The sequence below is a fragment of the Christensenella sp. genome (assembly GCF_034927525.1).
Taxonomy (GTDB): domain Bacteria; phylum Bacillota; class Clostridia; order Christensenellales; family Christensenellaceae; genus Christensenella.
In genome coordinates this window covers 1-1,896 of sequence record NZ_JAYFPU010000115.1, presented here as the reverse complement: position 1 = coordinate 1,896, position 1,896 = coordinate 1, and the positions used below count along the sequence as shown (strand labels likewise).

Annotated in this window: 2 protein-coding genes; both read left to right on the top strand. The window is 49.8% G+C overall.

Going from position 1 to position 1,896, the window contains the following annotated elements; genetic code table 11:
- On the top strand, positions 1-1,300 hold a 1,300-nt coding region (cysS, locus tag VB081_RS04615; RefSeq protein WP_323399673.1), incomplete at its 5' end, for a cysteine--tRNA ligase.
- A gap of 15 nt (positions 1,301-1,315) precedes the next feature.
- On the top strand, positions 1,316-1,657 hold the full coding sequence (locus VB081_RS04610) for a hypothetical protein (protein WP_323399672.1): 342 nt from the start codon (positions 1,316-1,318) through the stop codon (positions 1,655-1,657).
- Positions 1,658-1,896 lie beyond the last annotated feature (239 nt).

Below are 1,896 nucleotides of genomic sequence, written 5' to 3'. Positions count from 1 at the left end.
CCCGACGGTTTATAACTATTTCCATATCGGCAATGCGCGCCCCTTCATTATTTTTGAGACCCTGCGCCGCTATCTTGAATATCGCGGCTACAAGGTAAATTTTGTACAGAATTTTACGGACGTTGACGACAAGATGATTCGTGTCGCGAAAGAAGAAGGTATTACGGTCGGTGAGCTCGGCGAGCGTTTTATCGACGAATACTTTAAGGATGCGAACGCGCTTCATATCCGTCCGGCGACGGTGCACCCCAAGGCAACGGAGCACATTGGCGATATCATTGCGCTGGTAAAAAGGCTTATTGACGGCGGTCATGCCTATGAACTTAACGGCGACGTATATTTTGATACGCAGAGCTTCCCTGATTATGGCAAGCTTTCCGGACAGGACTTAAGCGAGCTCAATCTGGGCGCGCGCATTGATGTCAACGAAAGCAAGAAGAACCCGATGGACTTTGCGTTGTGGAAGGCGCAGAAGAATGACGACGAGATCGCCTGGGACAGCCCGTGGGGAAAAGGCCGGCCAGGCTGGCACATTGAATGCTCTGCTATGAGCATGAAGTATCTGGGCGATACGCTTGACATTCACGGCGGCGGACAGGATCTTAAATTTCCGCACCACGAAAACGAGGTTGCGCAGAGCGAGGCGGCAACGGGCAAACCGTTCGCCAACTATTGGATGCACAATGGTTACATCAATATCGACAACAAGAAGATGTCTAAATCGGCGGGCAATTTCTTTACGGTACGCGATATTTTGAAGGAATTCCGCGGAAGCGCGGTGCGCCTCTTTATGCTGAGCGCACACTATGCAAACCCGATCAACTTCTCGGCAGAGCTGCTTGCCCAGGCGGAAAGCGCTTACGACCGTATCCTGAATTGCCGTGAGAACCTGCAGTTTATTATTGCGAACCCCAAAGACGTTGCAACAAACGTACAGGCGGCGGCCAGCGCGGTCATGGAGAAGTTCAATACGGCGATGGACGACGACCTTAACACGGCGGACGCGATCGGCGGTATCTTTGAATATATCAAGGAAATCAATACGATGTTTGAGCACGGCGGACGGGCGGAGGACGCGAAGGCGGCGCTTGATGCTCTTGATACGCTTCTTGATGTTCTCGGCATCGAGCAGGAAGCAGAGCAGGCGATCCCGCGTGAGATCGTTGAGATGGCAGAAAAACGCCAGACCGCACGCGCTGAAAAAAACTGGGCGGAAGCCGACAGGCTGCGCGACGAGTTAAACGCTCTTGGTTATGAACTGAAAGATACGCCGGACGGCGTAAAAATAAACAGAATTTAGGGGGAACGGTTTTAGATGGATGGCGCTTTTAGTTTTATGATATTGTTCAATATCTTTATCGCGGTGTATCTGCTTTATTACGCGATCAAAGGTACGGGTAAGGTATACGAAAACGATTATCCTGCGGAGATGAAGGAGCCTCATGCAAAGCTTCTGCGCAAATTCTGCTGGATCGCAGGTGTACCGCTGCTGGTGTTGTCTGTGCTGGAATATATGTCGAACCAGGGGATATCTTCTATCTGGGGCATTATCAGCATCGTGTATATCCTTGGCTGTGTGGTCGGCTATTTCATCATCTTCAAGGTGCGCTTTAAAGAATATTTGCGCGACCCGCGCAAGAACGTGCCCAAGAAATAGGAAAAGCAAAAGAAGACGCAGCGTTTTTGGTTGCGTTTTTTGTTTATTGCATAGTATGGGAACAGTAAAACAAGCGTAAGGAGAAAGAGCTATGGCAGCTTTCGCACCGATACTTGACGTTGTTACGACATGCTTGAACCTAATCTCTATCGTCATGCTCGTATGGGGCGTGATTTTGAGCGTGAAGGATTTTTTGACGGCGCATTTTTTTGGAAAGAGCAGGGTGATGCGCTTAGAAA

Bases quoted from the DNA above. Each gene is read 5' to 3' on its own strand.
- VB081_RS04610 (WP_323399672.1), top strand. From the start codon at position 1,316: ATGGATGGCGCTTTTAGTTTTATGATATTGTTCAATATCTTTATCGCG.